This is a genomic window from Lysobacter sp. P5_B9 (assembly GCF_054049835.1).
The window spans coordinates 45,535-68,054 of sequence record NZ_JBFULP010000002.1 but is presented as its reverse complement, the minus strand read 5'-3'; the positions used below and the strand labels follow the sequence as shown (position 1 = coordinate 68,054).

20 protein-coding genes and 1 pseudogene are annotated in these 22,520 nt (G+C 68.4%); 7 read left to right on the top strand and 14 right to left on the bottom strand.

Annotated features, from left to right (window positions below; translation table 11 throughout):
* Positions 1–340 precede the first annotated feature (340 nt).
* Positions 341–3,109, bottom strand: coding sequence for a DNA polymerase I (gene polA, locus ACXJJ9_RS05495; RefSeq protein ID WP_457096225.1), 2,769 nt, complete (start codon positions 3,107–3,109; stop codon positions 341–343).
* Between the two features lie 120 nt (positions 3,110–3,229).
* Between polA and ACXJJ9_RS05490 the strand changes: the two genes are divergently transcribed.
* Complete coding sequence (locus ACXJJ9_RS05490; RefSeq protein WP_310054523.1) at positions 3,230–3,517, top strand: DUF2782 domain-containing protein; 288 nt, start codon at positions 3,230–3,232, stop codon at positions 3,515–3,517.
* Between the two features lie 137 nt (positions 3,518–3,654).
* Here ACXJJ9_RS05490 and ACXJJ9_RS05485 read toward each other — a convergent pair whose 3' ends face one another.
* Both ACXJJ9_RS05485 and uvrD read right to left on the bottom strand, forming a co-directional pair.
* A complete protein-coding gene (locus ACXJJ9_RS05485) occupies positions 3,655–4,023 on the bottom strand; it encodes an HU family DNA-binding protein (RefSeq protein WP_310054525.1) in 369 nt (122 codons plus the stop codon).
* A gap of 173 nt (positions 4,024–4,196) precedes the next feature.
* A complete protein-coding gene (uvrD, locus tag ACXJJ9_RS05480) occupies positions 4,197–6,383 on the bottom strand; it encodes a DNA helicase II (protein ID WP_457096224.1) in 2,187 nt (728 codons plus the stop codon).
* Positions 6,384–6,653: 270 nt separating this feature from the next.
* Between uvrD and ACXJJ9_RS05475 the strand changes: the two genes are divergently transcribed.
* Positions 6,654–7,619, top strand: coding sequence for a M61 family metallopeptidase (locus ACXJJ9_RS05475; protein WP_457096223.1), 966 nt, complete (start codon positions 6,654–6,656; stop codon positions 7,617–7,619).
* Positions 7,620–7,748: 129 nt separating this feature from the next.
* On the opposite strand, the gene ACXJJ9_RS05470 is transcribed toward ACXJJ9_RS05475, so the two are convergent.
* Both ACXJJ9_RS05470 and ACXJJ9_RS05465 read right to left on the bottom strand, forming a co-directional pair.
* Positions 7,749–8,825 carry a saccharopine dehydrogenase family protein gene (locus ACXJJ9_RS05470; RefSeq protein ID WP_457096222.1) on the bottom strand — a complete coding sequence of 359 codons (1,077 nt, stop codon included), beginning with the start codon at positions 8,823–8,825 and terminating at the stop codon, positions 7,749–7,751.
* A gap of 295 nt (positions 8,826–9,120) precedes the next feature.
* Entirely contained in the window at positions 9,121–9,258 is a 138-nt protein-coding gene (locus ACXJJ9_RS05465; RefSeq protein WP_457096221.1) for a hypothetical protein, read from the bottom strand.
* Positions 9,259–9,949: 691 nt separating this feature from the next.
* Here ACXJJ9_RS05465 and ACXJJ9_RS05460 point away from each other — a divergent pair.
* Positions 9,950–11,806 (top strand): DUF885 domain-containing protein, encoded by a 1,857-nt coding sequence (locus ACXJJ9_RS05460; RefSeq protein WP_457096220.1) that lies wholly within the window; start codon positions 9,950–9,952, stop codon positions 11,804–11,806.
* 75 nt (positions 11,807–11,881) lie between these two features.
* Here the strand turns inward: ACXJJ9_RS05460 and ACXJJ9_RS05455 are convergent, their stop codons facing one another.
* On the bottom strand, positions 11,882–12,565 hold the full coding sequence (locus tag ACXJJ9_RS05455) for a YdcF family protein (protein WP_457096219.1): 684 nt from the start codon (positions 12,563–12,565) through the stop codon (positions 11,882–11,884).
* A 162-nt stretch (positions 12,566–12,727) separates the two neighbouring features.
* On the opposite strand from ACXJJ9_RS05455, the gene ACXJJ9_RS05450 reads away from it, so the two are divergent.
* Genes ACXJJ9_RS05450 through ACXJJ9_RS05440 form a run of 3 tightly spaced genes read left to right on the top strand, consistent with a single transcriptional unit; the run spans position 12,728 to position 15,530 of the window.
* Entirely contained in the window at positions 12,728–13,927 is a 1,200-nt protein-coding gene (locus tag ACXJJ9_RS05450) for a beta-ketoacyl-[acyl-carrier-protein] synthase family protein (RefSeq protein WP_457096583.1), read from the top strand.
* Positions 13,924–14,721 carry a beta-ketoacyl synthase chain length factor gene (locus tag ACXJJ9_RS05445; protein ID WP_457096218.1) on the top strand — a complete coding sequence of 266 codons (798 nt, stop codon included), beginning with the start codon at positions 13,924–13,926 and terminating at the stop codon, positions 14,719–14,721. The genes ACXJJ9_RS05450 and ACXJJ9_RS05445 overlap by 4 nt, the downstream gene beginning before the upstream one ends.
* On the top strand, positions 14,715–15,530 hold the full coding sequence (locus tag ACXJJ9_RS05440) for a glycosyltransferase family 2 protein (RefSeq protein ID WP_457096582.1): 816 nt from the start codon (positions 14,715–14,717) through the stop codon (positions 15,528–15,530). Before ACXJJ9_RS05445 ends, ACXJJ9_RS05440 begins: the two co-directional genes overlap by 7 nt.
* 41 nt (positions 15,531–15,571) lie before the next feature.
* On the opposite strand, the gene ACXJJ9_RS05435 is transcribed toward ACXJJ9_RS05440, so the two are convergent.
* Positions 15,572–15,793, bottom strand: coding sequence for a hypothetical protein (locus tag ACXJJ9_RS05435; protein WP_457096217.1), 222 nt, complete (start codon positions 15,791–15,793; stop codon positions 15,572–15,574).
* A gap of 570 nt (positions 15,794–16,363) precedes the next feature.
* On the opposite strand from ACXJJ9_RS05435, the pseudogene ACXJJ9_RS05430 reads away from it, so the two are divergent.
* A pseudogene (locus tag ACXJJ9_RS05430) lies at positions 16,364–16,561 on the top strand (hypothetical protein); the annotation flags it as partial.
* A gap of 6 nt (positions 16,562–16,567) precedes the next feature.
* Here the strand turns inward: ACXJJ9_RS05430 and ACXJJ9_RS05425 are convergent.
* The 7 genes from ACXJJ9_RS05425 to ACXJJ9_RS05395 form a co-directional block, all read right to left on the bottom strand.
* Positions 16,568–17,050, bottom strand: a complete 483-nt coding sequence (locus ACXJJ9_RS05425; protein ID WP_457096216.1) for a hypothetical protein — start codon at positions 17,048–17,050, stop codon at positions 16,568–16,570.
* Between the two features lie 85 nt (positions 17,051–17,135).
* Positions 17,136–17,867: a 3-oxoacyl-ACP reductase FabG gene (fabG, locus tag ACXJJ9_RS05420; protein WP_457096215.1), complete on the bottom strand. Its 732-nt coding sequence runs from the start codon at positions 17,865–17,867 to the stop codon at positions 17,136–17,138.
* On the bottom strand, positions 17,864–18,301 hold the full coding sequence (locus tag ACXJJ9_RS05415; protein ID WP_457096214.1) for a phosphotransferase: 438 nt from the start codon (positions 18,299–18,301) through the stop codon (positions 17,864–17,866). Before ACXJJ9_RS05415 ends, fabG begins: the two co-directional genes overlap by 4 nt.
* Positions 18,298–20,649 (bottom strand): MMPL family transporter, encoded by a 2,352-nt coding sequence (locus ACXJJ9_RS05410; protein ID WP_457096213.1) that lies wholly within the window; start codon positions 20,647–20,649, stop codon positions 18,298–18,300. The genes ACXJJ9_RS05415 and ACXJJ9_RS05410 overlap by 4 nt, the downstream gene beginning before the upstream one ends.
* Entirely contained in the window at positions 20,646–21,281 is a 636-nt protein-coding gene (locus tag ACXJJ9_RS05405) for a LolA-related protein (protein ID WP_457096212.1), read from the bottom strand. The genes ACXJJ9_RS05410 and ACXJJ9_RS05405 overlap by 4 nt, the downstream gene beginning before the upstream one ends.
* Complete coding sequence (locus ACXJJ9_RS05400; RefSeq protein ID WP_457096211.1) at positions 21,229–22,215, bottom strand: LpxL/LpxP family acyltransferase; 987 nt, start codon at positions 22,213–22,215, stop codon at positions 21,229–21,231. The genes ACXJJ9_RS05405 and ACXJJ9_RS05400 overlap by 53 nt, the downstream gene beginning before the upstream one ends.
* The gene (locus ACXJJ9_RS05395) at positions 22,212–22,493 is read right to left on the bottom strand and encodes a hypothetical protein (protein ID WP_457096210.1); all 282 of its coding nucleotides are present in this window, start codon (positions 22,491–22,493) and stop codon (positions 22,212–22,214) included. Before ACXJJ9_RS05395 ends, ACXJJ9_RS05400 begins: the two co-directional genes overlap by 4 nt.
* Between the last annotated feature and the right edge of the window lie 27 nt (positions 22,494–22,520).

Here is a 22,520-nt window from a genome sequence, read left to right as displayed (position 1 = left end):
GCAGGCAGGGGGGGCCGGCGGGGCTGGAGAAGCGGGGCCTGGGGAGGGGCCGTCGCTCCTGGGATCACTCCAGGGGAGGGAGAGATCAGCGACAGGCGTTGCACCTGTCGCGAGTAATAAGACCATCCTCCACATGGATAGTTCGTGAAGAGGATAGTTAACAATTTGTTGGGTTCAGGACTGATTCATTCCGCCAACTTCTGTAAACGTCGCGCAACCGGCAGCGTTCGGCGCACAGCGGTCGGCAAAACCTGCCAATGCCCGCACCCGACCCTTCTCTCACCCGGTCAGGTGCCATTTTTTGGCGGCCGTGTCCGCACCGGGACCGCGTTTGGCGGTCTTAATGGGCTTGCCCCCAATTGTCGCCAACCCCGCTGTCGACCACCAGCGGAACCCGCAACTGGGCCGCCGCCGCCATCCGCTGCGGCACCTCCGCCAGCAGCGTATCCAGGAAGGCGGCGTCGACTTCGAACACCAGTTCGTCGTGTACCTGAAGCACCATCAAGGCACGGTCACGATGCGCCGCCAGCCAGCCGTCGATGTCGACCATCGCGCGCTTGATGATGTCGGCGGCGGTGCCCTGCATCGGCGCGTTGATCGCCGCGCGCTCGGCACCCGCGCGCAGGCCCTGGTTGCGCGCGTTGATGTTGTCCAGGTACAGGCGCCGCCCGAACACGGTTTCGACGTAGCCGCGCTCACGCGCCTGTTCGCGCGTGCGCTCCATGAATTCGCGCACGCCAGGATAGCGCGAGAAGTACAGCGCGATGTAATCCTGCGCCTCACCCCGGGCGATGCCGAGGTTGCGCGCCAGGCCGAACGCGCTCATGCCGTACATGAGGCCGAAGTTGATCGCCTTGGCCGCGCGGCGTTCGTTGCCGCTCACCTCGTCCAGAGTCTTGCCGAATACTTCCGCCGCGGTGGCGCGATGGATGTCGGCGCCGGATTCGAACGCGCGCAGCAGGCCCGCGTCCTGCGACAGGTGGGCCATGATCCGCAGTTCGATCTGCGAGTAGTCGCAGGACACGATCCTGCGCCCCGCCGGCGCCACGAACGCATTGCGGATGCGGCGGCCATCGTCGGTGCGGATCGGGATGTTCTGCAGGTTGGGGTCGTTCGAGGCGAGGCGGCCGGTCGCCGCACCGGCCTGGTGGTAGCTGGTGTGCACGCGGCCGGTATCGGCATTGACCATTTCCGGCAGCTTGTCGGTGTAGGTGCTGCGCAGCTTGGCCAAGCCGCGGTAGTCGAGGATCACGCGCGGCAATTCGTGCAGCTCGGCGATGGCCTCCAGTGCTTCTTCGTTCGTCGACGGCTGGCCGCTGGGGGTCTTCACCAGGGCGGGCAACTTGAGCTCTTCGAACAGCAACTGGCCCAGTTGCTTGGGCGAATCGAGGCTGAAACTGCGGCCGGCCAGTTCGGTCGCCTTCTGCTGCGCGGCCAGCATGCGCTTGCCGAGGTCGTTGGATTGCCGGCGCAGTTCGTCGGCATCGATCAGCACGCCGTTCGCCTCGACCCGCTCGAGCACCGGCACCAGCGGCATCTCGATCTCGCGGTAGACGCGCTCCAGGGCGGGTTCTGCGGCCAGCTTCGTCGCGAGCGCACGGTGCAGGCGCAGGGTGACGTCGGCGTCCTCGCCCGCATAGCGGGTGGCGTCGTCCAGCGCGACCTGGGCGAAGGAGATCGCCTTGGCGCCCTTGCCGGCGACCTGTTCGTACGTGATGGTGTCGTAGCCGAGATAACGCCTGGCCAGCGAATCCATGTCATGGCGGGTGGCGGTGGCGTTGAGCACGAAACTCTCGAGCATCGTGTCCTCCGCATAACCGGCGACTTCGATGCCGTGGCGGCGCAATACGTGCAGGTCGTATTTGCCGTGGTGGCCGATCTTCCTTTTCGCCGGATCGGCGAACAGCGGCTTCAACGCCGCCAGCACGGTATCGCCCGGCAACTGCGCAGGCGCGCCGGGATAGGTGTGGCCCAGCGGCACGTAGGCAGCGTGTCCGGTCTCGACCGCGAGGCTGATCCCGACCAGCCGCGCACGCATCGGGTCGAGCGAATCGGTTTCGGTGTCGAAGGCGAACGCATCGGCCGCCTGCAGCTTCGCGATCCACGCCGCGAGTTGCGCGTCGGTGAGCACGCATTCGTATTCGCCCTGCGTGGCCAGCGCCGGATCGAGCGGTTCGGTGGAAGCCGGTGCAGGCGCGCGCGCATAGCCCGCCGCCGTACCGCGCACGCTGATCCTGCCGGCGTCCGCATCCGCCCCCGCCGCGCCTCCTTCCAGCTCGCGCAGGGCCTGCTTGAAGCCGTAGCGGGCGTACAGAGTGCGCAGCGCGTCGGTGGCGCGTGGCTGCAGCACCAGGTCCTGCGGCCGGTACTCGAGGGCCACGTCGGTCTTGATCGTGGTCAGTTCGCGATTGAGCGGCAGGCGCGGCAACGCGGCGCGCAGGTTGTCGCCGATCTTGCCCTTGATGGCGTCCGCGTGGGCGATGACGCCATCGAGCGTGCCGTATTCGCCCAGCCACTTGGCCGCGGTCTTGGGGCCGCATTTGTCGACGCCGGGAATGTTGTCGACGGCATCCCCCATCAGGGCGAGGAAGTCGATGATCTGCGCCGGGCGCACGCCGAACTTGTCCACCACGCTGGCTTCGGAGTCGTAGCGGCTGCCACTCATGGTGTTGACCAGGGCGATGCCCGGGCGCACCAGCTGGGCGAAGTCCTTGTCGCCGGTGGAGATCGTCACCTCGAGGCCTTCGCCCGCGCCCTGCATGGCCAGCGTGCCGATCACATCGTCGGCCTCGACGCCGCCCACGCGCAGGATGCGGAAGCCCAGCGCCTGCACGATCTCGCACATCGGCTCGACCTGCGCGCGCAGGTCGTCTGGCATGGCCTTGCGGTTGGCCTTGTACTGCGGGTAGAGGTCGTCGCGGAAGGTCGGCCCGGGCGCATCGACCACGAAGGCGATGTAATCAGGCTGTGCCTTCAGGTGTGCACGCAGCATGTTGACCACCCCGAACAGGGCGCCGGTCGGTTCGCCCGCCTCGTTGTTCAGTGGTGGCAGCGCGTGGAAGGCGCGGTAGAGGTAGCTGGAACCATCGATCAGGACGAGTCGTTTCATCCTCCGAATTCTACGCGGGCGGGCATGGCGCCACGTCGCGTCCGGATGCCCGGCGGCACATGCGGCCGCATTACACCCGGACGCGTATGCTTCGCTCATGCCCTCTTCCGGAGAACTGCCATGCGTGCGCTAGCCCCCTTGTTGCTCGTTCTGTGCCTGGGCGGCTGCGCCACGATGGATAGCGATCCCACCGCCGGACTGGAAGGCGCCGACGTCACCAGCCGCATGATCGACGGCGATCGGGTCGAGGAGTACCGCGTGCAGGGCCAGCTGCAGGTGGTCAAGGTGACGCCGAAGCGCGGCGCGCCCTATTACCTCATCGACCGCAACGGCGACGGCCGCCTCGACAGCAGCAAGGGCGAAGGCCCGGTGTCGCCGGTGATGTGGAAGCTGTTCCAGTGGGACTGAAGGCCTGGTGGGACTGAGGGCCTGGTGGGACTGAAAACACGGCGGGACTGACGCGCTTCAAAACCACCCGGAATCCCGCAAAAAACAAGGCCCGCCGAAGCGGGCCTTGTTACTGGAGCAGGTGTTGCAACCGGAGATCAGGCTGCGGCGTCCTTGAGCTTCTTCAGCGCGCGGACCTTGATCTTGACGGTGGCCGGCTTGGCGGCGAACCACTGCTCTTCCTTGGTGAACGGGTTGACGCCCTTGCGCTTCGGCTTGGCCGGCACGTTCACGACGTTGATCTTCAGCAGGCCCGGCAGGGTGAATGCACCCGCGCCCTTCTTGCTGACCGAAGCGTGCACCGCGCCTTCGAGCGCGCCCAGCACCGCACGGACGTCCTTCGCGACCACGCCGGTCGTTTCGGACAGGTGAGCGACCAGGCCGGACTTGCCCAGCACTTCCTTGATCGGCTTGACGGCAGCCGGCTTGGCAGCGGCCTTCTTCGGAGCAGCTTTCTTCTTCGCCATTTTTCTAAATCCCCCGGATGGAGAGTTGGTTTGAGGTATGCCTGGAAAAACCCCTCGGCAAGCGGAATGTAGGGCACAAAAGCCGCGACGCCAAGCGTCTTTTCGCATTTTTCGGGTTTTTTTCGCGCCGCGGCGACGGATGGCGGCGATTGGCCGCCCATCAATCCCGTTTTTCAGGCCGGCTGCAGGTTCGACGACGCCAGCTTCAACCACTTGCTGCCGGCGCTCTCGAAGTTCACCTGCACATTGGCGTAGGCGCCGCTGCCGACGAAGTCGGTGACCACGCCGTGTCCGTAGCTGGGGTGCACCACGTCCTGGCCGAGGCGGAAGGCGGGCACGTCGATGGCCGCATGGCCGAGGTCGCGCCGCGGCTGTGGCGCATACATGGGCCGCGATACCTGCACCTTCGGCCGCACCTCGTGCAGCAGCGCCGCCGGGATTTCGCGCAGGAACCGCGACGGCGTGCCGTACATGTCCATGCCGTGGATGCGCCGCGTTTCGGCGTAGCTGAGCACCAGCTTCTGCCGCGCACGGGTGATGCCTACGTACGCGAGGCGGCGTTCCTCTTCCACGCGCCCGGATTCCTCGGTCGACTTCAGGCTCGGGAACAAGCCCTCTTCGAGCCCGCCGAGGAACACCAGCGGAAACTCCAGTCCCTTCGCGCTGTGCAGCGTCATCAGCTGCACGCTGTTCTCGCCCGCCTGGGCCTGGCCCTCGCCCGCCTCGAGCGCGGCGTAGCTGAGGAAGGCCACGAGTTCGGGCATCGCCGCCGCCTCGTCCTCGTCCTCCCTGCCGCTGAAGCGCGAAGCCACGGACACCAGTTCGTCGAGGTTGTCGGTGCGCGAATCCAGCTGCCCGCGCGACTCGTTGGCGTAATGCTCGCGCAGGCCCGAACGGCCGAGCACATGGTCGATCTTGTCCGGCAGCGGACGCGCTTCGACCTCGTTGGCGAGGTCGTCGACCAGCAACAGGAACCCGGCCAGCGCGTTGCGAGAGCGCGCGGCCAGGGTGTTGTCTCTGGTGATGCGCAGCGCGGCTTCCCACAATGCGACGCCGTCGGCGCGGGCGCGCTTGCGCACCTCCTCCAGCGTGCGGTCGCCGATGCCGCGCGCGGGCGTGTTGACCGAGCGTTCGAACGCGGCGTCGTCCAGGCGCGAGGCGATCAGGCGCATGTAGGCCAGCGAATCCTTGATTTCCGCGCGCTCGAAGAAGCGCATGCCGCCGTAGACGCGGAACGGGATTTTCGGCTCTTCCTGCAGCACCTCTTCGTAGGCGCGCGACTGCGCGTTGCTGCGGTAGAGGATGGCGACATCGCCGTGGTCGCCGCCGTCGCGGACCCACTGGCGGATGCGCTCGACCACGAAGCGCGCCTCGTCCATCTCGTTGTAGGCGGCATACACGTCGATCGGATCGCCATGGCCGATGTCGGTCCACAGCTTCTTGCCGAGGCGGTCCGGGTTGTGCGCGATCACCGCGTTGGCGGCGTCCAGGATGGTGGCGCTGGAGCGGTAGTTCTGCTCCAGCCGGATCGTCTGCGCATCCGCGAAGTCGCGCAGGAAGCGCTGCATGTTCTCGACCTTGGCGCCGCGCCAGCCATAGATCGACTGATCGTCGTCGCCGACCACGAACACATGCCCGGTATCGCCGGCCAGCACGCGCACGAAGGCGTACTGGATGGCGTTGGTGTCCTGGAACTCGTCCACCAGGATCTCGCGGAAGCGATGGCGGTAATGGGCCAGCAGTGCCGGGTTGTCGCGCAGCAGCTCGTGCGCGCGCAGCAGCAGCTCGGCGAAGTCGACCAGGCCGGCGCGGTCGCAGCGCTCCTGGTACAGCGCGTAGCAGCGCTGCATCACGTCCAGCCATTCGTCGTTGCGTTCGGACTGGATGTTGTGCGGGCGCCGGCCCTCGTCCTTCTGCGCATTGATCCACCACACGATCTGCCGCGGCGGGAAGCGCGCATCGTCCAGTTCCAGCTGCTGCACCACGCGCTTGACCAGGCGCAGCTGGTCGTCGCTGTCGAGCACCTGGAAGCCTTCGGGCAGCTTGGCTTCCTGCCAGTGCAGGCGCAGCAGGCGATGGGCGATGCCGTGGAACGTGCCGATCCACATGCCGCGCGCGCCATGGCGCAGCAGGTGCTCGGCGCGCGCGCGCATCTCGCCCGAAGCCTTGTTGGTGAAGGTCACGGCGAGGATACCGTGCGCCGGCACGCCAAAGGCCTCGTTGAGCCAGGCGATGCGGTGGGTGAGCACGCGGGTCTTGCCGGAACCGGCGCCGGCGAGCACGAGATAGTGGCCCGGCGGTGCGCTGACGGCCTCGCGCTGGGCGGGGTTCAGCGCGTCGAGCAAATGCGAAACATCCATGCGGCGCATTCTAGGGCCTGTTAGCGCTTATGACCCGCGTTGCACCTGACCTGAAGGCGTGCGGAGCAAGGAAGAGCGAGGGAGCGTATGTCGATACGTGACCGAGCGATGACGCCGCGCCGCGCGTCTTCAGGCCACTGAGGGCCAATGCAACGCGGGTCATAAGCGCTAACAGGCCCTCGGCCACGCCGTGTCGCAGGCTGAGAAAGCCCGGCTTCACGCATGCGCTGGCACAGTGTGGCCGTCGTTCCCCGGAACGTGGATCCGTACATGGCTCGACCGGTTCTTACGCTGCGACCTACCATCCCGTGCCTGATCGCGCTGCTGCTGGCCTGCGCCGGGCCGGTCGCCGCCGCGGACACGACCGCCACGCGGGTGCGGATCGGCCAGGATGAACTGCGCAGTGGCGATCACGTCCTGCATCTGCAGATCGCGCCGGACATCGACCCCGACCGCGCCCGCATGCTGCGCGCCTGGCTGGCAGAAACGGCGCAGGCCACGCTGGCCGCCTACGGCCGCTTCCCGCTTCCCGATGCGACGATCCGCGTGAGCGAGGTCGACGATCGCGGCAGCAGCCCGGTGCCCTGGGGGCAGACCTCGCGGCGCAACTCCGTCGCCGTGCTCCTGTACGTGCGCAAGGGCGCCAGCCTGGCGGAATTGCGCGCGGACTGGACCGCGGTGCACGAGCTCTCGCACCTGTTCCATCCCTACCTGGGCGACGACGGCCGCTGGCTGGCGGAGGGTCTGGCGAGCTACTACCAGAATGTGTTGCGCGCTCGCAGCGGTCTGCTGGACGAAACCGAGGCCTGGCGACGGCTGGATGCCGGTTTCGGCCGCGGCCGTCGCGAGGACAGTGGGATGCGCCTGGACGAACTGTCCGGCACGCGCCACGGCACCATGCGCGTGTATTGGGCCGGCGCCGCCTATTGGCTGGAAACGGACCTGGCGCTGCGCGAACGCGGCAGCAGCCTCGATGCCGTGCTCTCGCGCTACGCCGATTGCTGCCTGAGCGGCAGCGGCGAAGTCGCGCCGGCGGACTTCGTCGCGCAGCTGGACGGGATCGCAGGCGGCGACATCTTCTCGCGGATCTACCGGCGCTACGCCGCGTCGCGGGAGTTCCCGTCGCTCGACGCGGCCTACGCGAAGCTGGGCCTCAGCGGCACCGCCGGTGAATTGCACTTTTCCGACCAGAAAGACGCCGTGCGCCTGCGCCGCGCCGTGATGGGCCGGCGCTGACGTACTCAGTGGGCGTACGCGTGCTCGCGCTTGCTGGTGGTCCCGGTCATGAGTTTGTCGGTGCAGGCGATGCCGATCGCGGACACGATGACAACCGCAAACCAGCATCCCTGCGCGCTGCGGCGCGTTTTACCCTGCCGCTGCTGGTGGGTTATCGGGGCGCGGCCCTTCAATCGCCACACCCGGCAACTCCAGCACATAGTCCGGCCCCATCAGTTGCGATGGGGTGTAGTAGCCGCCGTCAGGCGCCGGGTTGTCGAGGAAACACTGCACGATGCCCAACGATGCGCTCACCGTCAGCGCATAGCCGTTCGGCGTGACCATGCGCCGCACCTGCGCGCGGCCGCCGCCACGCACCTCGCCCCAGAAGTAGGCCTGCGTGCTGTCGCGCGTCTGCGCATCCGGTCCCTTGACGCTGCGTTCGACCCGCGCCTTGAGCCAGCGTTGTGCGAACTGCATGCGCAGCAATGGCCCGAGCAGGCGCAGGCGGCGGACACGGGCGATCGCCTTGGGCGAGGCCGTGGTGTAGACCTCGATGTCGGGAATGCCGGTACTGACGAAGGCGGTGTAGACATCGCCCCACGGAATCGTCATCGCCATGCGATCGGCGCCGTCGCGGGTGAAGGTGCGCGTCTTCCACGCCAGCGGCACGCGCTTCAGCTCACCCTTCTCGCGCACGCGGCCGCCGTTGCCGAGGCCTTCGACGCTGGTTTTCGCGGTGCCGGGACTGAAGCCGCCGCCGCCCTCGAACCCGAGCACCAGCGATGTCGCCCACGGGCAATCGCGATGCAGCTGCGCGGCGAGGCAATCGCTGGGCACGACGTCGAAGCCGACGCCCGGCGTGACCACGATGCCCGCCTCCTGCGCGCGCGCGTGCTGCGCGTGGCAGTGGGCGAAGACGTCGATCTCGCCGGTGATGTCGAGGTAATGGGTGCGCGTGGCCAGGCAGCCTTCCAGCATCGGCGCGCTGGTCGCGGAAAACGGGCCGGCGCAATGCAACACCAGGTCGATGCCGCGCAGGCCTTCCACCACGGCGCCGGGGAGGTCGAGGGTGAATTGGCGCCAGCGCAGCCCCAGCTCGTCGGCCAGCGCGCGCACGGCGGCTTCGTCGCGGCCGGCGAGGATCGGCTGCAGGCCGCGCCGGGCGGCTTCGGCGGCGATCAGGCGGCCGGTGTAGCCGTTGGCACCGTAGATCAACCATTGCATGGCGCATTACTCCCGTGGCCGCAGTTGGGAGAGACAGCGCGCGACCACTCCAGGACCGCCATCCTACCCATCCACCGGAATCGCATCGCATGCGCTGGCCGCTTTCTTTGCCGCCGTCACATTCGCCATGAGCGCGCACRCCCAAACCAGGCCCAATACAGTGGCGCCGATCAAGTGACGCTGGAAGCCATCGCCGGCGACACGCCGTACTGAGCTGGATGCCTCAGGTCCCCACCGCGCCGAGGCATGCCGCCCAATACGCAGCGGCATGCCTCATCCCCCAACCACCCCTGGATCATGAGAACAGCGGGATAGGCGCGCCGCCTGGCATCGACGCCCAGAGCACTCCGGCGATCAGCACAACGCCCAGGACCCACCGCTCTGCTGGTTCGACGTGATCTTTGCGATGGCGTACTGGGATGCCGGCGGTCATTGGCGCTTCTCCTGCTGCGGAACCAATGAAACGCCTCAACGCCGCGACGATCTGGGATTCGCATCACGCGCCGCTGGAAATCAGACTTTTCCCTAGGTCTAACTGCTTGCAGAGCGCCCCCAACCCGGCCTTCCCCCGCGCGCGGGGGAAGGAGCAAGCCACAAGCGTGCGAAGGAAAGATTGCTCCCTCCTCCGCTTGGGGAAGGAGCAAGCCGCAAACGCGCGAAGGAAAGATTGCCTCCTCCTCCGCATGCGGGGGAAGGAGCAAGCCACAAGCGTGCGAAGGAAAGATTGCTCCCTCCTCCGCTTGGGGAAGGAGCAGGCCGCAAGCGCGCGAAGGAAAGATTGCCCCCTCCTCCGCTTGCGGGGGAGGGTTGGGGCGGGGGTGTGTTGCGGTGGAGATCGGCCGCCAACGAACGTCGCTTCAGCTCTTCGAAGATCACGTTGCGCGGAACGTCCGCCGCGGGCGCGTGCTGCAAGGCCAAAGAAACCCTCGTGCGCGTCGGCAAGTCGCGTGACAGCAATGGGGCGTGCTCGGCGGGCCTGCGGACGGGGCAGTGCAGGCCGCTACGGAGAAACGTGATCGCGGTGGCAACCAAGCCTCCCGCCGGCACCGGACCTCATGACCTTCGGCGCATGGCGGCCTTCGACCCACAGGCCCATGCTGCGGCGTCTTCCATCGGGGTGTCCCATGACCAAGCCGCTCGTTCTCGCGCCGCTCTTCTTCGCTGTCTCCCTGGCGCTCGCGCCGTCCGTCGTGCTGGCGCAGAAGGCGCCGGCGGCGAAGGCCGCACCGGCCAAGCCGACCGCCAAATCCGCACCGGCCTGGGTAGCCAGGAGCAACGAATACACCCAGATCCTGATCCTCGCGCAGGCGCCGTTCCAGCCGGAGCAGGTGTCGTTCTTCGGCGTGCCGGGCTTCGACGACCAGGTATTCGATTTCGGTCCTGGCTATGCCAAGCGCTTCCGCGACGCCACGGCCAAGGCCGAGGCCGAACTCGTCGCGAAGTCGGCGAAGGAAACCGACGCCAACGTGAAGCAGGACATCGCCATCCTGCTGCAGGCCGCCGACGACCAGATCAAGGCGAGCGAGGTCAACGAGCGCCTGACGCGGCCGTGGCTCGACGCCGGCCAGACCATCTTCTCGGGCATCCAGTCGCTGCTTTCCGATCAGACCCCGCAGGACCGTCGCGCCAAGGCCGTGCAGCGCCTGCAGCGTTATGTCGGCCTGGTGCCCGGCACCACGCCGCTGACCACGCTGGCGCAGCAGCGCTACGACGAGCGCAACGACAAGGGCCTGGTGCAGCCGACCCAGATCGAAGTGCAGCAGTCGCTCGACAATGTGAAGACCTACCAGCAGGGCATCCGCGACCTCTTCGCCAAGTACAAGCTCGACGGCGAAGCGGCTGCCGCACTGGACGCGTTGGACAAGCAGCTCACCGAATACGCGGCGTGGTCGAAGTCGACCGTGCTGCCGGCCGCACGCACCACCTACAAGCTGCCCGATGAACTCTATGCCCTGCAGCTGAAGGGCTTCGGCATCGACATCGATCCGCGCATCCTGATCGAACGCGCGCAGCTGGAATTCATGGAAACCCGCAACGCCATGCAGCAGCTGGCGCCGCTGGTGGCCAAGGCGAAGGGCCTGAAGTCGACCGATTACATCGGCGTCATCAACGAGCTCAAGCACCCGCAGTTCAAGGACGACCAGGTCGAACCGCATTACCGCAACGTGGTGATGCCGGAACTCGACCGCCTGATCGCCGCGAACAAAGTGGTGTCGCTGCCGCAGCGCCCGATGCAGATGCGCCTGGGCTCGGCGGCGGAGAACGCCGCGCAGCCCGCACCGCACTTCCTGCCCGCGCCGCTGGTGGGCAACACCGGCCAGCAGGGCACGTTCGTGCTGCCGCTGGGCAATCCCAACGCGGGCGCGGACGGTCCGTACGACGACTTCAACTACCCGGCCGGCGCGTGGACGCTGACCGCGCATGAAGGCCGCCCCGGCCACGAGCTGCAGTTCACCGCGATGGTCGAGCGCGGCGTGTCGCTGGCGCGCACGATGTATGCGTTCAACTCGGTCAACGTCGAAGGCTGGGCGCTGTACGCCGAAGCCGAGATGGTTCCGTATGAGCCGCTCGAAGGCCAGCTGATCGCGCTGCAGTTCCGCCTGCTGCGCGCGGCGCGCGCGATGCTCGACCCGATGATCAACCTCGGCCTCACCGACCGCGACACCGTGGTCCGCGTGTTGACCGAAGAAGCCGGCTACTCGAAGGCGATGGCGCGCCAGGAAGTCGACCGCTACTCGGTGCAGTCGCCGGGCCAGGCCGGCAGCTACTTCTACGGCTACTCGCGGATCATGCAGCTGCGCGCGGAGACCGAAGTGGCGCTGGGCGACAAGTTCGACCGCAAGGCCTTCAACGACTTCCTGCTCGACCAGGGCCTGCTGCCGCCGGCGTTGCTGGCGAAGGCGGTGCGCGAGGAATTCGTTCCCGCGCAGAAGGCGAAGGCAGTACGTGAGGAGTCAGTGCCGGCGCAGAAGGCGAAGTAACGCATCACGGCACCACACGACGGGATGGCGGCCATGCGTCGCCATCCCGTTTTTTCTGGTGATCCACGCGCTTGCTCAGGTCACCCGCTCCAACATCCGCCGATGGCGGATCAACCGCGCCCAGCGCGTGCCGAGATCCGCCCAGCACACGTACGCCGCTTCGCCCGCCAGCCGCCACAGCGTGCGCGGCCCCATGCGCAACTTCGGTTCGGCGGCGCACAGTTCCAAGTCGAAGCCCAGCTGGCGCGCGAACAGCGCACATCGCGCCAGGTGGTAGCGATTGCTGAGCAGGGTGACGCGCGTGCGCATGCCGTCGCCCAGCAGCTGGCGCGCGTTGCGCAGGTTCTGCAGCGTGTCGCGCGAACGCGACTCCAGCTGCAGCGGAATATCACGGGCGAAGCCGCGCGCGTGCAGGCCATTGCGGGCCACTTCGGCCTCGCTGGCTTCGCCCTGCGCACCGCCACCCAGGAGCACCAGGCTGCGTCGCGGCATCTGTTGCCATAGCGATACCGCGCGATCCAGGCGCGCGGCGAAGTCGCGGTCGATGCGGCCGCCGGGCGCATCCTTGCCGAACAGCAGCACGCACTCGCCGCCCACGGGTTCGCACGGCGCGCGCCGGGCCACCCGCACGACATGGACGAGATAGCCGACGTACACCAGGCCCGCGCTCAGCACGCACGCCGACAGGGCCACCGCGCCGGCATGCAGCACGTCGCGGTCGATCGCGAGGGAGATTCGATGGGAGGTGCGGCTGCTCATGGCGGGTGCGGTGCTGGTCGGGACGGCGTTCGCGCGTCCTGCCACAGGATAAATCCACGCACCCGTTCGCGGTGGCTCCGACGAGCCGCTGGCTATACTCCCGCGCCTGTCATTGAGGAGTTTCGCGTGTCGCCGATGTCGTCGCATGTCCGCCCGCCGCCGATGGCGCCGCTGGCGATCCGCGCGTACACCGCCACCACGGCGCTGGGCCGTGGCCGCGACGCCCAGCTCCAGGCCCTGCGGGAACGCCGCGGCGGCCTGCGCCGCAACGACCTGCCCGTGCTGGCGCCGGGACACACCGCGCTGGACTGCTGGATCGGCCGCGTCGAGGGCCTGGAAACCGCCGCGCTGCCACCTGAATGGGCTGAATGGGAATGCCGCAACAACCGCCTCGCCTGGCTGGCGCTGCGGCAGGACGGCATGCGCGAGGCCGTCGCGGCCGCCGCCGCGCGCCACGGTGCCGAACGCGTGGCGGTGGTGATCGGGACGTCCACCGCCAGCATCGGCGCCACCGAGGAAGGCTACGCCCGGCTCGAGCACGGCGCCCTGCCCGCGGACCTGCGGTTGCCGATGGTGCACATGCCGCACTCGCCCGGGGCCTTCGTGCAGGCCATGACCGGGCTGAGCGGTCCGTGCGTCACCGTGGCGACCGCGTGCTCGTCCAGCGCCAAGGTGTTCGCGCAGGCCTCGCGGCTGATGGCGGCCGACCTGTGCGATGCCGCGCTGGTCGGCGGCATCGACACGCTGTGCGGCAGCGTGCTGTTCGGCTTCAACTCGTTGCAACTGGTGTCCACGGATCCCTGCCGGCCGTTCGATGCGGCGCGCACCGGCCTGTCGCTGGGTGAAGCCGGCGGCTACGCCCTGCTGGAACGCACGCACGACGGCGACACCGCGCTGCAGCTGCACGGCTACGGCGAGTCCAGCGACGCGCACCACATGTCCACGCCGCATCCGCAGGGCCTGGGCGCACAACTGGCCATGCGCGATGCGCTGGCGCGCGCGGGCGTCGAGCCGGCGGACATCGGCTACCTCAACCTGCACGGTACGGCGACGCCTGCCAACGACAGCGTGGAGGCACTGGCGGTCGCGGCGCTGTTCCCCGACTCGCTGCACGCCAGTTCCACCAAGGGCTGGACCGGCCACACGCTGGGCGCGGCGGGCATCGTCGAATCGGTGATCGCCCTGCTCGCACTCGAGCACGGCGAACTGCCCGGCATCCTCAACAGCGACACGCCCGACCCCGCCTGCGGCCCGCAGATCCGTTTCGCCAACGCACGCCGCGACATCGCGCACGCGATGAACAACTCCTTCGGCTTCGGCGGCAACAACTGCTCGCTGGTCTTCGGCCGGCCGCGCGCATGAAACCACTGCGCGCGACGATCGAAGGCATCGGTTTCTGGGCCGGCGGCCTGCCGTCATGGACGGCGGCGCGCGCGTATGCGAATGGCGGCGTCCTTGGCGCCGATGCCCCCGTGCGGCCCGCGCCGCAACTGCTCGCCGCCAACGAACGCCGCCGCGCCCCGGAAACCGTCGCCGTCGCCTTGGATGTCGCCCTCGCCGCCTGCACCGCGGCGGGACGCGAACCGGCCGCGCTGCCGTCGGTGTTCGCGTCGGCGCACGGCGACCTCGCCATCACCGACTACATGTGCACGACGCTGGCCAGCGATCCGCGCAGCGTGTCGCCCACGCGATTCCACAACTCCGTGCACAACGCGGCCGCGGGCTACTGGACCATCGGCGCCGGCGCTATGCAGCCGGCCACCGCGATCAGCGCCGGCGATGCCAGCTTCGCCCAGGGCCTGATCGAGGCGCTGGCGCAGCTCGAGAGCGGCAGCGACGCGGTGCTGCTGGTCGCCTACGACAGCGCTTCCGTGGGTCCGCTCATGCAGGTCACGCCCAGCCAGGGCCTGCTTGGCGCGGCGCTGGTGCTGGCGCGGCACGAGCGCGCGGGCGCCCCGGTGCTTTCGGTCGAACTGGGCGCCGGCGGCACAACGCGCGGCACCGGGCCCTTGGCGCGCCATGCCGAAGGCAATGCGATGGCGCCGATGCTGCCGCTGTTCGATGCACTCGCCCGCGACGGCATCCGTGATATTCCAGATACCGCGATACTCCCGGCCGGCCCCGGCCGTGCCCTCACCGTCAGGATCCACTGGTGATCGATCGAAGCAACATCCATGTCGTGATTCCCGCCCTCAACGAGGCGTTGCGCATCCGTGGCGTGGTCGAAGCCGCGTTGCGCGAATGCCCTAACGTCATCGTGGTCGACGACGGCTCCGACGACGGCACCGGCGAGCGGGTCGCCGACCTGCCGGTGACCGTGCTGCGCCATGCACAGCGCATGGGCAAGGGTGCCGGCTTGCGCGACGGGTTCGCCGAGGCATTGCGGCGCGGCGCGCGCGGCGTCATCACCATGGACGGCGACGGCCAGCACGATGCGGCCGACATTCCGCGCCTGATCGCGGCGGCGAATGCCTACCCCGACCACATCGTCATCGGCGCACGCCTGCGCAAGCGCGCCTCGCAGCCGGCCTATCGCCGCCTCGCCAACGAGTTCGGCGACTGGGGCATCTCCTGGGGCTGCGGCTTCCTCGTTGCCGACACCCAGAGCGGCCAGCGCTTCTATCCCGCCAGCGTGGCGGCGCTGCGCGACGTGCCGGGCGAGGATTTCGTGTACGAAGCGCAGATCCTGATCACCGCGTCGCGCCGCCTGGGCGTGCGCTGSGTATCGGTGCCGATCGAATCGCGCTACCAGGGCGCCGAGCCCGAAGGCCCGCAGTTCCGCAAAAGCCACTTCCGGCCGCTGCGCGACCTGTGGCGCATCACGTCGCACGTGGTGAAGCAGGTGTGGGGCTACGGCAACGTCGTGCGCGAGTACCGCATCACGCGCGCGCATCCACCGGTGATCCACGATCCTAGCGGCGAGTTCGCCAAGCTGCCGCTGGAGCGCGCGTCGCGCACCGCTTGAGTCAGGCCGAGCCGCCAAGTGGCTTCGGCTGGAATGAATTGTCAGGCCTGCGCACGTGCACGCTTGGCCCGAACGAATCTACCGACGACGTAGATGACGGCACCTGCAAGCAGGCCTAGTCCGCCGACGTTGCGAACCGTAGCCTGAAGTTCCCGGTCTACGGAAAAGAACGACGTAAATGCGATGGCAGCCAGGCACGCCATGACGAGCATCGCGCTCATCTTCAGATATGGGTTTGAAAGGCCAACGTTTTGGCTTTCCATGGTCCTGTCCCGAATCTCTAGCTGGACCTGACTCAGCATCGTAGTCCGGTTAAGGCCGCAGGCCGCACCCGGGTGGAATTGCACCGTTACGAAAAGCACCCGGGTGCGCTTCGCTTACCCGGGCTACGCTGGCTGAATTAAGCAATCCGCGAAGCGGCTTCGGCTTGAATGAATTGTTAGGCCCCTGCACGGCGCCGTTTCTCGTCGCGCGACTGGAGAGCTGTGCCGCAGAAAGGGCAAAACAGAGCAGCTTGGTCAAACCAGCCGACACCTTCGTCTGTATTGGCATATCCGACCGTCAAGTACAGGACGCCGCTGTCTTCGACCCGCAGCAGCTTTCCGGGTGGCGAAGTCAACGCATCCTTCATATCGCCACAACAGTCCCCAAAGTTCGGCATAGAAATCTGTTTGCCAGACCCCAAAGTGGGGCGTAGCGCGGATTCTGAGCAAGACCAGAAGCGTCCGCCTAGAGCAATTCGAGAACACCGCGTTCGTAATTTGCGAACCATAGTGAGCGCCCCTGAATCACCGCTCCAAGGCTGCAGCCACTTCGAGCCCAGGCTTGTTTCAGGCGCTACTCGCAAAAGCCACTTCCGCCCGCTGCGCGACCTGTACCGCATCACATCGCACGTGGTGAAGCAGGTGTGGGGTTACGGCAACGTCATGCGCGAGTACCGCATCACGCGCGCGCATCCGCCGGTGATCCACGATCCCAGCGGCGAGTTCGGCACGGTATTCGACGCGCCGCGGATGCCGCGCGCCGGCTGAGCTGCGTCAGGGCGTACGCGGCGGCGGCGTTGTCGGCGGCGCGGGCGTGGCTGGCAAGGTCGGCACATCCGCCGGATCGACCCAGATCGCCATCGCACTCGCGTGCTTGGGCGACGGACTGATGTTGAAGCCGACGCCGACGCCCGTGCTGCTGCTGTGTCCGTAGTTCGAGCTGCCGACACCCACACCAACACTGCTGCCGCTGTACACGTTGCCGTGGCCCTCCAGCAGCACGCCGTTGGCGCCGAGCTCGGCCGCGGACTTGCGCAGGTTGGCGAGCACCTCGTCCATCTTTTTCTGCTCGCCGTAGGTGAACCCGCCGCTCTGTGTCTCCAGCATCGCGATCTCCTGATAGTGCGGCGGCGGCTGGGAATAGATGCGGACCTGGTCGGGAGTGATCGGCGCGCGGGTCTGGCCGACCATGACCTTGGACGTACTGGCACAACCGGTGAGTGCGGCCAGCAGGAGGAGCAGGGACAGGATGCGCATGGCGGGATTCTCGTGGCTCCGGATCCCCGAAGCGTGCACCCATCGGCGTGAATGGTCCAGCAAGGGGCCGCTGGCGCGGTCGCGGCTAGCCCATGCCGCCGTTGATGCCGATCACCTGGCCGTTGATGTAACCGGCCGCATCGGAACAGAGGAAGGCCACCAGGTGCGCCACTTCCTCCGGACGGCCAGCGCGGCCGGCGGGCACCATCTGGCGGATCGCTTCGTCCGGGAACAGCTCCGACGTCATCCGCCCGGCGATCACGCCGGGCGCAACGACATTCGCGGTGATGCCGCGCGACGCCATCTCGCGTGCCAGCGACCGCGTCGCCCCGTGCAATGCCGACTTGGCGGCGGCGTAGTTGGCCTGGCCGCGGTTGCCGAGCACGGCGGCCACGCTCGATACGCTCACGATGCGGCCCCAGCGGGTGCGCGCCATCGGCAACAGCAGTGGCTGGGTGACATGGAAGAAGCCGTGCAGCGACACGTCGATGACGCGCTTCCATTGCTGTGCGGTCATGCCCGCCAGGGGCGCGTCGTCGTGGATGCCGGCATTGTTGACGACGATCTGGACCGGCCCGGTTTCGAGCAGCGCATCGATCGCCGCACGGCTGGCCTCGGCGTCGGTGACGTCGAAGGCCACGGGGTCGGCAGTGCCACCTTCGGCGCGGATCGTGGCGGCCACCTCCTCCGCGCGGGCGCGATTGCCGTGCGCATGCACGATCACGTGCATGCCCGCGGCCGCGAGTTGCATGCAGATCGCCGACCCCAGGTCGCCACTGCCCCCGGTGACCAGCGCGCGCTTGCGGATCTCGTTCATGCCGTGTCTCCCTGCAGCATCACCGCGGCCCGCCCCTCTGCGATCAGGGCGCCGGCATGGGTGATGCGGAATGCGTACTGCTGGCTGTGCTCGCCCTCCGCGAGCGGCTGCGCCTCGCACTCGATGGGCCCGGCGAGGTCATCGATGCGCGCCACGTGCAGCTGGATGCCGCGCAATGCGACCAGCATGCCCGCCCTGGCGATGCCGGCGCGCGCGCGCGCACGCAATCCGCCGTGCACCGCCATCGCCTGCGCGCCGTATTCGCACAGGTGCACGGCATGCAGCCGGCCGCCGCTGCGCAACGGGTGCGCCGGGTCGCGATGGCCGTGCGCACGCACGTGGACGCGTGCGTCGTCCCAGGCGATGACTTCGTCCCACAGGCACATCGCGCCCTGGTGCGGAATCAGCGCCTGGATGTCCGCGCGGCCGATCATGTGTTGACCGCCTTCCGCGTCGCCGGCTGCCGCACCAGCAGCAGGGCCAGGACGAAGTTGCAGACCACGCCCAGCGCCACCGTGCTGCCGATCGCGCGCAGCACGGGAATCGAGGAAAGCGCCAACAGCGCGAACACCAGCAGCGTGGTGAGGCTGCAGACGATGATCGCGTGCAGGGTGCGCAGCTGCTCCGCGTGGTCGTCACCGGCATGGTCGAAGAACAGCGCGTAATCGAGGCCGAGGCCGGCCGCGAGGATCAACGCGACCAGATGGAACAGGTTGAGCTCGACACCAAAACCACGCAGCACGGCGAGGATGAGCAGCGTGGTCAGCACCATCGGCGAGAGTACCCGCAGTACGCGCTGCGGCTGGCCCAATGCGATCCAGACCGTGATGATCAGCAGCACCCACGCCAGCGCCAGCGCCAGCAGCACGCGTTCGCGGTAAGCGGCGACCAGCGATTCGGAGGCCTGCTTGAGGTCGAGCAACGCCGCGCCGTGCTTTTTGGCCACCCGCGCCACGGCGGCCGGATCACGCAATCCATTCAGTGATACGAGTGCCGTGGCGTGGTCGTTGCGTTCCAGCAGCAGCCCGCCGATGGCGGCCGCCAGCGGTGTGCCGTCGAGATCATGGGGCGCCAGCGGCGGCGCCGTGCGCGCGGTCTCGACATCGTCGACGAAGCCGTCGAACGCATCGGCCGTGAACGCGCTGCCGGAGACCGCGCCGTTGAACGCGCGCTGCAGCTGGCTGCGTTCGGGCAGCCTGGCCTGGCGCGCGCGCTGCACCGCCTGGCTGGGCAGGTAGCGCGCGGCGGAATCGAAACCGGCGATCGCGCCGTCCGCGCGCAACTTGGCCAGCGCGGGCTGCAGGCGTTCCAGTACCTGCAGTGCCACTTCGGCATTGCGCGCTTCCACCGCGACGAGGTAACGCACGTCGGGCGCGCCGAGTTCGCCGCGCAACTGCGCATCGCGCGCGAGCGCGGGCGCCGGCACCGGCGTGAGGCGCGACAGGTCGTTCTGCCAGAACGGGCCCGGCGCCCACCAGGCGATCGCGATCGCGGCGGCGGCGAGGAGGTAATACGCGGGGCCACTCAGGCGCGGCCAGCGCGCGAACCGCTCCCACAATTCGGCCAGGCGCAGGGAGTCGGCAGCGTCGCGCGGCGTGGGGTCGATCAGGCCCGGCAACAGGAAGCGCGTGGTCAGCGCGGCCACGCCGAGGCCGGCGATGGTGAATACCGCCAGCTGCTTCAAGCCGTCGACACCCGACACCAGGAAGGTGAAGTAGGCGATGCAGGTCGATGCCACGCCGGTGCCCAGCGTCGGCCACAGCGCGCGCGCGCTCGCCCAGGGCGACAGGCCGGCGCGCTGGTGCGAGAACAGGTGGATCGGATAGTCCTGGGCGACGCCGATCAGGGTGAAGCCGAAGGCGATGGTGATGCCGTGCACGCCATCGAAGAAGAACGTGACCGCGGCCAGTCCCGCCAGGCCACCGCTCGCCAGAGGCAGGCCGCCGAGCAGCGGCGCCTTCCAGCTGCGGTACGCCAGCCACAGCAGCAAGACGAAAATCACGCTGTCGATGGTGCCGATCCAACCGGCTTCCTTCGCGGTGCGGCCGCCGATCTCCACCGAGAACGCACCCGGCCCGCTGAGGGTGAGGCGACTGCCGCTCTTGCCGGCCACCTCCGCGAAGGCGGCGCGGATCGCATCGACCGCGGTCTGCTGGCCCTTGGGATCGAAACCGGCGGCGCGCGTTTCGATCGCCAGCAACGCTTCGCGCCCGGCGCGGTCGAACCAGACCCCGTGCAGGCGCTGCGGTGCATTCGCCGGCTGCCAGGCTTCCGCGAGCTTGAGTGTTTCCAGGGTGGGATCGCGCGGCAGCAGCGGCTCGACCAGTGCGGCCGCGGGCGACCCCAGGTCCTGCACGCGCTGGCCGAGTTCGGCGCTGAGGAATGCGCGGTCGAAGCGATGCGTGTCGGCGGTATCGGAGAGCAGGTAGCGGTACGGACGCAGGCCCTCGGGAATTGCTTCGAGGCCGGAATCACCGCCGTTGGCGACCAGCTTGAACTGCGGTTGCGGAAGGAGCCGTTCGCGCAGCGCCGAGGACTGCATCGCGAGCGTCTGCGCATCGCTGCCGGACAACGCCACCAGCAGCAGGCGCGAACCCGGGCCCTCGCCCAGCTCGTCGATCAACAGCTTCTGCGCGCGGGTTTCCGCGGCCGGCATGAACTTGCGCAGGTCGCCACTGAGCTCGACGCGGCTGCCGAGCCACCAGCCGGCGAGCGCCAGTACCGCCAGCCACAGCAATGCCAGCGTCAGGCGCGAACGCGGCGTCATCGGCGGCAGCTTCATTGCGCTTTGGCGCCGCCGTAGCACAACGTCGCCAGCGCACCGGGCGCATAGACGGTTCCGGCCGCGCGCGCGGCGCCGGCGAGGAGGGTGCGCTGGGATTCGCCATTGACCGGCTGGGTTTCGATGCAGCGCAATTCGGAGCCGCTGCCATACAGCGTGACCGCCTCGAGCTTCTGCAACACCACGGGATCCTTGGGCGTAAGCGTCAACGTCCAGCGCTGGCGCGTACCCTGGGTGTCGAGGCGGTAGTGCTGTTCGAGCAGGCGACGATCGCCGGAGAGCAGCGCGCCGAAGCTGGCCTGCAGCGCTGCCATCTCCGGCACGCGCGCCAGCGAGAAGCGGCGCGGCGTCTTGCCTTCGCGGGCGATCTCTACCTCCCCGGCGCGGATGGTGGTGGTTTCGACATAGGGCGCGGCGACCTGGCGCACCAGCGTGTCGGCGTCCGGACGCAGGTATTCGCCCTGCAGGCGCAGCGGCTTCTTCAGCAGTTTCGACCCGCGCAGTTCGACGAAGGACGTGCGCGCCGGCGGCGGCTGCACGAGCCGGGCAAGGATCCAGTCGCTGTCGGCGCGCGCCGGCTCAGGAGAAGCGGCGTGCAGCGGCGCCATCAGCGCTTGCAGGAGCACGACCATGCCCAGTGTTTTCATCGTGGACGGTAGTCGCGTCATGGGTTTGCCAGAAGTCGTAGAAGTTGAACCAGTTGTACGGCGCGCGCTGCGCATGATGCTGCAGCCGCGCCGCGTAAGTCTGCACGAGGCCGGAGAGGGCTTGGGGGCGTTCATGGCGCGGCAGGGAAAGCCCGTCGCTGAGCGGTTCGAAGACCAGCTCGTAGCGGTTGCCGCCCCGGTACAGGCCGAAGGCCAGCGTGACGGGCACGTGCAGGACGCCGGCGATCAGCCACGGCGCGGCGGGAAAGCGCACCGCATCGCCGAGGAATTCCGCGCTGACCGTGGCCTCGTTCGCTACCGCGCGATCGGCCAGCATCGCCACCAGCGCGCCCTGGTCGAGCGCTTCCTTCATCGCCAGCACGATCGCCGGACCGGGTTGGCCCGCGTCGATGATGTCGCGCGCCAGCTCGGGATTCAGCGTATCGAGCAGCTGTTGCACCGCCGGGTTATGGCCCTTGTCGAGCAACACGCGCACGCGCACGTCCGGCCGCCGCGTGGCGAGCGCGCGCAGCGCGTCGAAGCTGCCCAGGTGCGAACCCAGCACCAGCACGCCCTGGCCGCGATCGAGTTGCGCCTCCAGCCCGGCCAGACCCGTCACCGTGAAATCGAAGCGCTGCAACTGGCCGCTGAGCAGGAACACGCGGTCGAGGATGGTCGAAGCGAAGGTATGGATATGCCGCGCGACATGCAGCAGGTTCGGCCGCACCGGCAGGACGCGGCGCAGGTAGGCGCGCGAAGCGCGGCGCTCGGGTCCGCGCAGCATCAGGAAGTACGCCGTGATCGGCCACAGCAGGCTGCGCGCGAGCAGGCGGCCGCCCCGGCGCGCGATGGTGCGGATCAGCCAGATGGCGGCAAAGCCGCCGCCTTCGGGGCGCTGCTTCCAGTCCGCCGCGTTCATGCGTCCACCACCACGTCCCCGCTGGCCAGCAGCAGGTCGCCGCGCAGGATGCGGAAACGCCAGCGCGGCGCCGTCCCTTCGAGTTCGATGCGCGCTTCCTCCCCAGGCAGCAGCGGTTGCAGGAACTTCACCTGCGGCAGGCGCAAGGGGCCGAGTAGTCCGTGCTCGGCTTCGATCGCGCTCACCACGCGATCGAGCAGCAGCACGCCCGGCACCAGCGGACGGCCGGGGAAATGGCCGGGCAGGCTCGGATGGTCGTGGGGAATGGTGAAGCGCATGCGCGAATTATGGCGGTTGCCGGCGGA

What these genes read in the sequence shown, in the direction of transcription:
- polA (WP_457096225.1), bottom strand. Translation starts at nt 3,109, where the DNA reads ATGAAACGACTCGTCCTGATCGATGGTTCCAGCTACCTCTACCGCGCC.
- ACXJJ9_RS05490 (WP_310054523.1), top strand. Translation starts at nt 3,230, where the DNA reads ATGCGTGCGCTAGCCCCCTTGTTGCTCGTTCTGTGCCTGGGCGGCTGC.
- ACXJJ9_RS05485 (WP_310054525.1), bottom strand. Translation starts at nt 4,023, where the DNA reads ATGGCGAAGAAGAAAGCTGCTCCGAAGAAGGCCGCTGCCAAGCCGGCT.
- uvrD (WP_457096224.1), bottom strand. Translation starts at nt 6,383, where the DNA reads ATGGATGTTTCGCATTTGCTCGACGCGCTGAACCCCGCCCAGCGCGAG.
- ACXJJ9_RS05475 (WP_457096223.1), top strand. Translation starts at nt 6,654, where the DNA reads ATGGCTCGACCGGTTCTTACGCTGCGACCTACCATCCCGTGCCTGATC.
- ACXJJ9_RS05470 (WP_457096222.1), bottom strand. Translation starts at nt 8,825, where the DNA reads ATGCAATGGTTGATCTACGGTGCCAACGGCTACACCGGCCGCCTGATC.
- ACXJJ9_RS05465 (WP_457096221.1), bottom strand. Translation starts at nt 9,258, where the DNA reads ATGACCGCCGGCATCCCAGTACGCCATCGCAAAGATCACGTCGAACCA.
- ACXJJ9_RS05460 (WP_457096220.1), top strand. Translation starts at nt 9,950, where the DNA reads ATGACCAAGCCGCTCGTTCTCGCGCCGCTCTTCTTCGCTGTCTCCCTG.
- ACXJJ9_RS05455 (WP_457096219.1), bottom strand. Translation starts at nt 12,565, where the DNA reads ATGAGCAGCCGCACCTCCCATCGAATCTCCCTCGCGATCGACCGCGAC.
- ACXJJ9_RS05450 (WP_457096583.1), top strand. Translation starts at nt 12,728, where the DNA reads ATGGCGCCGCTGGCGATCCGCGCGTACACCGCCACCACGGCGCTGGGC.
- ACXJJ9_RS05445 (WP_457096218.1), top strand. Translation starts at nt 13,924, where the DNA reads ATGAAACCACTGCGCGCGACGATCGAAGGCATCGGTTTCTGGGCCGGC.
- ACXJJ9_RS05435 (WP_457096217.1), bottom strand. Translation starts at nt 15,793, where the DNA reads ATGGAAAGCCAAAACGTTGGCCTTTCAAACCCATATCTGAAGATGAGC.
- ACXJJ9_RS05425 (WP_457096216.1), bottom strand. Translation starts at nt 17,050, where the DNA reads ATGCGCATCCTGTCCCTGCTCCTCCTGCTGGCCGCACTCACCGGTTGT.
- fabG (WP_457096215.1), bottom strand. Translation starts at nt 17,867, where the DNA reads ATGAACGAGATCCGCAAGCGCGCGCTGGTCACCGGGGGCAGTGGCGAC.
- ACXJJ9_RS05415 (WP_457096214.1), bottom strand. Translation starts at nt 18,301, where the DNA reads ATGATCGGCCGCGCGGACATCCAGGCGCTGATTCCGCACCAGGGCGCG.
- ACXJJ9_RS05410 (WP_457096213.1), bottom strand. Translation starts at nt 20,649, where the DNA reads ATGAAGCTGCCGCCGATGACGCCGCGTTCGCGCCTGACGCTGGCATTG.
- ACXJJ9_RS05405 (WP_457096212.1), bottom strand. Translation starts at nt 21,281, where the DNA reads ATGGTCGTGCTCCTGCAAGCGCTGATGGCGCCGCTGCACGCCGCTTCT.
- ACXJJ9_RS05400 (WP_457096211.1), bottom strand. Translation starts at nt 22,215, where the DNA reads ATGAACGCGGCGGACTGGAAGCAGCGCCCCGAAGGCGGCGGCTTTGCC.
- ACXJJ9_RS05395 (WP_457096210.1), bottom strand. Translation starts at nt 22,493, where the DNA reads ATGCGCTTCACCATTCCCCACGACCATCCGAGCCTGCCCGGCCATTTC.